Source organism: Psychrobacter sp., assembly GCF_018260395.1.
In the GTDB taxonomy this organism is placed as follows: domain Bacteria; phylum Pseudomonadota; class Gammaproteobacteria; order Pseudomonadales; family Moraxellaceae; genus Psychrobacter.
Genome location: NZ_JAGLBC010000151.1, coordinates 1 through 5525, shown reverse-complemented (window position 1 = coordinate 5525; position 5525 = coordinate 1). Strand labels below are relative to the sequence as shown.

4 protein-coding genes are annotated in these 5525 nt (G+C 38.6%); 1 reads left to right on the top strand and 3 read right to left on the bottom strand.

The annotated features are described in order from the left end of the window. Positions 1-228: 228 nt before the first annotated feature. Positions 229-1371 (top strand): endonuclease/exonuclease/phosphatase family protein, encoded by a 1143-nt coding sequence (locus QZ265_RS09570; RefSeq protein WP_296405657.1) that lies wholly within the window; start codon positions 229-231, stop codon positions 1369-1371. A gap of 451 nt (positions 1372-1822) precedes the next feature. Here the strand turns inward: QZ265_RS09570 and QZ265_RS09565 are convergent, their stop codons facing one another. From QZ265_RS09565 to QZ265_RS09555, 3 genes are all read right to left on the bottom strand, one after another. Continuing rightward, complete coding sequence (locus QZ265_RS09565; protein ID WP_296405655.1) at positions 1823-3007, bottom strand: glycosyltransferase family 4 protein; 1185 nt, start codon at positions 3005-3007, stop codon at positions 1823-1825. Positions 3008-3149: 142 nt separating this feature from the next. Continuing rightward, positions 3150-4007, bottom strand: coding sequence for a TIGR03915 family putative DNA repair protein (locus QZ265_RS09560; RefSeq protein WP_296405653.1), 858 nt, complete (start codon positions 4005-4007; stop codon positions 3150-3152). A gap of 50 nt (positions 4008-4057) precedes the next feature. After that, a complete protein-coding gene (locus tag QZ265_RS09555; protein WP_296405651.1) occupies positions 4058-5326 on the bottom strand; it encodes a putative DNA modification/repair radical SAM protein in 1269 nt (422 codons plus the stop codon). Between the last annotated feature and the right edge of the window lie 199 nt (positions 5327-5525).

Below are 5525 nucleotides of genomic sequence, written 5' to 3'. Positions count from 1 at the left end.
CGATTTGCTCCTTTTTCGCACTTCTTTTTAAAAAAGTGTGCGTTTGCCCTGTATGATAAACGAGGAATGATAATTTTATTTACCTTTTTTAATGGCTATAGCTTATTACCTGTATGCTATTATCTAGGCTTATATGCCTTAGTAGTTCAATTTAAATCGTGAATTTGCAATGATAATTATCGATAAAGTTATATTTAATTCATTTGATTGCCTAAAAGTTGGTCCTTTATGCTCGAGACACTTTATCTTATCTTCCAAATACTTGGCGGCATAGTTGTCTTTGCTAGTATATGGGGATTATTACCATTAGATAACTGGTGGGTAAGAGTTGTTGACTTCCCAAGGATACAAATTCTAGTAATGGGGCTATTCAGTTTATTAGGCATATTAGTAGTCTTAGTCATGCGTTCAGAGTGGCAAGCATGGGATATTATACTGGTAATGCTGTTAATGCTAGCGATAGGCTATCAATTGCGGATGGTAGCGCCGTATACCAGATTATGGAAGCAAGAAGTACGTGAAGCAAAGCCGATACCCAATGCAGTACAAGTAAAACTAATGGTCTCCAATGTGCTTACCCCCAATAACAATACCCGAGCATTAATAAATTTAGTGCAGCAAAAGAATCCTGACATTGTTATCACATTGGAATCGGATCAAAAATGGGAAGATGCATTAAGCGTAATAGATGCGGATTATCCATATCGTGTCAAAGTGCCTTTAGATAATCTATATGGCATGCATTTGTATTCAAAGCTTGAACTGATCAATCCTGAGGTGAAGTACCTATTAATCGATGACATCCCTTCGATTCATACCCAGTTGCGATTGAGTAATGGCGAGGTTATATGGCTGTATTGCCTACACCCTATGCCACCTAGTCCCACAGAGGCAGATAAATCCACTACCCGAGATGCAGAGCTGTTAATGGTAGGACGCCATATCAATGAGAATAATCAGACTGCGATTTTAGCAGGGGACTTAAATGATGTGGCTTGGTCAAAGACGACACTAATGTTTCAACGTATTTCAGGGCTATTAGACCCGCGTATTGGTCGTTTTTTTATCAATACTTTTCATGTGGATTATCCGTTTTTACGCTGGGCATTGGATCATATTTTTCATAGTCCTTGTTTTACCTTAGTAGATATTGAACGCTTACCTTCAATAGGCTCAGACCATTTTCCGGTAATGACTACCTTACAATATGAAAAGTGTGCCACCAGTGAACAAGAGCGTAACGCCACACAAGCTACTTCTAAAGATAAGCAGGAGACACAAATTAAAATTGAAGAGGGTAAAAAGGAAGGGGAGCGATTGTCTAAAGAACATACTGTGGAGCAGAACGTCTCGCAACAAGAGGCAATATAATTAATTATGTACGTAATCAATAGTTTAGTAGACTAATATGAATTTTTTTGTAATCATTTGATTGTTGTTGTATAGCCAATGCAAAAAGTGTAAGCATATGCTTACATGAAAATGGGCTATTGCCTGCTAGTCAGTGACAAGGCAACCGCATACAATAGACTCATCAACACAAGGATAACAAGGATAGCAGTGTTGATAGATTTACGTAAATGCGCTGTTAGGATGTTCAGCACTGATGATTTTACCTATTGCCCTGTAGATTAGATCATTTTTAGTTTACGTAAAACAAGGCTAAGGATTAGCCGAAAGGAAAATAATAATTATAAAAGTTAAATCGCGCCCCAAAACCCAAGTCTCTGCCCTAGACTTGGGTTTTTCTTTATTTAAAATTTAAGGTTAACGTGTTATACCTTTATTTTTATAAAGTTAAACAGCTTTTTTGTTTTTAACTTTATTTCCTTTGGAAAGGTGTCTTGAACTTTCTTTTTTTAACAAATCTATTTTCATAGTTCTGTTGGCTTTGTTCATATAATGAGCGGTACACCTCTAATGTTTCATCTATCATTTGCGGCATGGTAAATAAATCGGTAATGGCTGGACGCATGGCATTTTGTAATTGATTGCGAATGACTTTGCACAATGCATAAGCGGAATCTTCTTTAACCAAACCCTGTGGGTACAAGGGCAATAATATTTCTTTGAATGCTGCTTTATTCCAGCCGACCACTGGCGTTCCTAAGTGAATGGCTTGCAAGAGATTTATACCAATCGACTCTGGCTGATTGGCTAAGCCTAGTACTAAATTTGAAGCCGCTAGCCATTCTCGCATATCATTGTGTTGACCGCCAATAAAGGTAAATTTATCTTCCAATTCAAGCGCAAAAATACGCTGCATAAACTCTTGATGGACCACATCCTGGCGTGAGTCTTCGTCCATAATGATGATATGTAGTTGGGGGAAATCCTTACTAAGGTTACCGATGATATCAATTAACCATTCTTGACCATATTCTTGCCCCATAACCGTTGGGAACAGCAACCATTTTTTATGTTCTAACTCTGGATATTCAGCGAAGGTTCTGCGAAGCCAATATACGGACGGGTTATATCTATAAGGGAATTTACGGGTATCAATGCCCCGATATATACGAGTGATTGACCGTGGGGGATGCTTAACATCATGCAGTTTTTTTGATAAATACTCACTGACACTGTCTGATACCGTAATAAGGCAATCAACGTTAAGTAGTGCTCGAGCGTAATTGTTGATAGGATAGAAGCCATACATGGTCGCCACAAGCATAGGTTTTCGCTTAACTTTGGCACCTTTTATAGCCCAATTCAAAACCCAAGCTGGTGTGCGCGAATGAATATGAATAATGTCAGGCTGATGTTCTTCAATAAGGCGACGCAATGGCCAAATCTGGCGTAGAGAAAGCCAAGATTTCTTTTGCAAAGATACCTGATGATAGATATTGCCGTCACGTTTAAGACGTTTGACCAAATCGTGATCAGTATCCGCTGAAGATATAGTGATTGAGGTATGACCGCTTTTTACCAAAGCACGCCCAAGATGAAAAATTCCTCGCTCGGATTCGTCGTGCTTTAAAGAGGAGAGCAGGCGCATGACTTTCATATTAGCAACAGGGCAGGTTAGATAAATACAAAGATTAATAAGTAAATATGGTTAAAAAGGGATATTAATAATTAAGCCAGCCCATTGTCAGGTAAAATGTTAGAAAAAACAAGTTACCTTATAATTTGCTGAAGCCAATAAATTAACGAGATTTTCTAAGATGCTCCGCGTTGGGAAGCACTTGTTTTTCACTTAAGTACTTCCAATAGCGCTGCGGTAGATATTGCTTATGTAAGCGTGGATTCTTACGTTCTTTGATATTAACATTGGCAAAATAGCCTTGCCAGAACTTTTGATATTGTTTTTCTTGATCACTATGGATCACACTTGGGTTATATAATACCTCATCTACCACATCAACAATAGTTTGTAGTGGTGCAGCTTTTCCGTTTACTGATTTAGATCGATCATAAAATATGCCATAGCCACGTTTAATATCATAAATGGCCCATTGCTGATCCTGATATCGTTGCCTAAAATGCTCACCGATTAATGGCAACACATTAAAGTCCGGCTCCACTCTGGCAAAATAAATGTCTTCCGTAGTGTGCTCGAAACGTACAAAAGCTTCCATACGGTGCTTTTCTCTTCCCACTGACTTTACCGTTTGCGCCAATTCCAAAACATAAAAGTTACCAAGATCTTGTAATACATCACGGTTCGGATAGTCTAAGGCATATTTTATGACTTGAAATAGAGTACTGCCAATGTCATCTTTTTCAGACAAAAAGCCCCAAAGAATTTGACGCATACCGGAACGGCCAAGCAGGTTATTAAGTTTGCTTAATACTCGTTGGGCTTTACTATCATCAAGAGCCACATATGAAGCAATATCAATTAAAGACGGCTGATAAGTTAATGTATCGAATAGCTGCAAATAAGGTTGGTTTTGAAGTTTATTTTCATAAATATAAAATACCGCACTCAGCCAGCCCTCAAAGCTAGACTCATAGACAATAAGGGTGGGCTGATTGACTGCTGGCTGAATAGAGTGAGACATATACTTGGCGCTCAAATATTTTATACTAAAAAGTTCACATTTGACTGGACTTAGAACAATGCAAGTTGCCCACTACGTTGGTCTTTAAACTTGGTTTGAGTCTGAGCTAATACATATTGTCTAAAGTTATCGCGGGTTAAGTGTGATAAGTGCTCGTTTTTACCAGTTGTAGCGATGAAGTATTTTGCCCGATTAACCGACGCACCCATTTTTTTTAAATGCTCTAATGTCATTTGATTAAAGCGTCTGGCTTTAATAATTTTTTTAGCGGTTTTTACGCCAATACCAGGAACACGCACAATAGATTCATAAGGCGCAGTTTGAATATTGATTGGGAAATGTTCACGATGACGAATGGCCCATGCCAACTTTGGATCACACTCTAAGTCTAAAAAGGGATCCTCAGGTTCCAGAATCTCATGAGCGCCAAAGCCATAAAAGCGCATTAACCAATCCGCTTGATACAGTCTGTTTTCACGTACCATAGGTACAGGGGTACCGATAGCGGGCAGGCGACTGTCCGACAGCATAGGCACATAACCTGAATAATAAACCCGCTTCAAATCATACTCTTTATAAAAATGACTTGATAGCTGAATAACTTGTAAATCAGTTTCGTTACTGGCACCCACAATCATTTGGCTGGTTTGGCCGGCTGGGGTGAATTTAGGTGCTGACTTATGCTTTTTACGGCTTTCTCTGATAGTAATAATTTCTTCTTTAACCGTTTGCATGGGCGCTTTGAGCTGATCGTGACTTTTTTCAGGTGCTAAAAGCGCCAGCCCAGATTTGGTTGGGATTTCTATATTGGCGCTCAAGCGGTCTGCATACAAGCCTGCTTGATACAGCAGCTCTTTGCTAGCGCCTGGTATGGTTTTAAGGTGAATATAGCCGTTAAAGCCTTCACGCGTACGAAGCAGCTTGGCAACTTCTACTAGGCGCTCCATAGTGTAATCACCGTCTTTAAAGATGCCTGAGCTTAAAAATAGGCCTTCAATATAATTGCGGCGATAGAACTGCATGGTTAATTCAACCACTTCTTCTACAGTAAAAGCGGCTCGTGGTGTATCGTTGCTACGTCTAGAAGTACAGTAGGCACAGTCATAGATACAATGATTGGTAAGAAGGATTTTGAGTAAGCTTACACAGCGACCATCTTCGGTATAACTGTGGCAAATACCGGTTTTTGAGGCGTCACCTAAGCTGCCTCCTTGGTTCTTTCGATTACTACCAGATGAAGAGCAGGAGACATCATATTTAGCAGCATCGGCTAAAATATTTAACTTGCCTTGTAGCCTTTCATAATTAATCGAACCCATATATGTATCCCGTTAACTATAGAGAATTATAATAACAAATATGAGGTCAAAGACATATATGAGAAGCGTTAATATAAATTGTATACGACAATTAATGTCGTTTAATAGTTAATTAAAATTAATTATTATTTCATTATAAATATATTACGTTTTTACTTAGATTTTTACTTAAATAATGAAATTCAATTTTTTAAGCCAA